The organism is Romboutsia sp., from assembly GCF_051659545.1.
GTDB lineage: Bacteria > Bacillota > Clostridia > Peptostreptococcales > Peptostreptococcaceae > JBOFOR01.
The window spans coordinates 1-1,676 of the sequence record NZ_JBOFOR010000232.1 but is presented as its reverse complement, the minus strand read 5'-3'; the positions used below and the strand labels follow the sequence as shown (position 1 = coordinate 1,676).

At 25.9% G+C, this 1,676-nt stretch carries 1 protein-coding gene; it reads right to left on the bottom strand.

Annotated elements, in window-relative coordinates; genetic code table 11:
• Positions 1–1,631, bottom strand: a 1,631-nt coding sequence (locus tag ACRC03_RS12785; RefSeq protein ID WP_438652962.1) for a dynamin family protein, incomplete at its 3' end; no start/stop codon positions are given.
• Positions 1,632–1,676: the final 45 nt, after the last annotated feature.

The following is a 1,676-nucleotide window of genomic DNA, read 5'->3' as shown; positions in this document are numbered from 1 at the left end:
ATATATGGTATCTGATTAAAGATATTAATCATACTTTCCTTTATATAATCATCTACTGTTAGCTTAAATTTATCTAAACAGTCTTCCATATAGGATGTATATTCGCTTTCTTTTTCTGCTAACAGTTTTATAACATTTTCTATATTTTTCATGGATTGATTAAGGCTACATATATAATCTTCATGGATTTTATTTTCTTTATATATTTTTTCTTTTAACTTACTCTTGCTAAGTTCAATACTCTGTGTAATATTATCTAGTCTCAAATTAGCTTTATTAGTTTCTGTAAGTTTTAAAATTTCATTATAGAGCCCCTTCTTCATATCTTCATCTCCATTTTTAACTAGGTAGCAGGAGTATGGATAAATATGAATTTTTTTACGATCTAATATTTTACTTAATTTAATACGAGTGTCCTCTACTATTTCTTCTATAGAATCTTCTTCTTCATCTATATAATCAACCTTATTTAATATGAATAGTAGCTTAATATTTGGTATTTCCTCTGTTAATTTTTTAATTCTATTAAATTCTGAAGCTGTTAGAGGTCTTGTAGCATCTAATAATACAATAAACTTATCACATATGTTCGCATTATCTGTAGAAAGTTGACCTTGCTTAGAGTCTAAATCTTCAAATCCTGGTGTATCAATAAACATTATATTGTTTTCTTTTAAAAACTGATGCTCTACTACAACTTTACTAGTAGGTATTGAATGTTTAATTTTACTTTCTAGTTCTTTATCTTCTTCACAACCTACTAAAGTAAATGTACTTGTAGTAGGTAAGTCTCCTTCTTTAAGCACATCTTTTTCTAACAATGAGTTTATGAAGGATGATTTTCCACTAGAAAACATACCATATAACATTACTTTACTTTCAGTAGCCCTTTTAGTTAGATAACTTTTTTCTACTTCTTCATAAATCAGAGAGTCTTTTAATATATAGTTTAAGTTCCTTAATAATTCTTCAAATGGATATTTTTTTTGCATATATAATCTATCTACTCTAGATAAGCCAATCTCACTAATAGCATCTACCGTTGCTACATTGCTTAAATTTATATGAGGTGTGTACACTTTATTAATAGCAGATAAATTAAAATAGGCTTCATACAAATACGTATAATCCTTATTTTGGAAACTTGCATATAAAAGATACTTCGTAATGTTTTCCTCATACTTATAGATAAAGTCACATTTCCCTTTATACTTACACATATCTATATAAATACTAGATAAAACTTTTACCATATTCTTTTCATTTTCTAATTCATCAGTATATAGACCTGTATGTTTTAAGGTTTTATCTATGTTTAATAGCAACTTTTCTAAATATCTTTTATTAATTTTTTCGTAAGTAACTTCGAGCAATCTAGCCCATAAATTTATATGAACATAATCATTAATTAGGTATAGTAATAGTATTATTTTATCTAAATATTGCTCACTTATATTCTCCATTTCCGACACAGAGTTTATAACATTATATACATATTTTTCATCTTGTGTATTCTTATATGCCTCTACATCACATAGGATCAAATCTTCGTGTATTTTATGTTTGCTAAAATATTCATATATTATCTTGTCCACATTTTTATAATTCGGACAATGTTTATATAACCACATACCTATATCCTTAATTATTTTTTGATTTTGATTTTTTAAGCACCT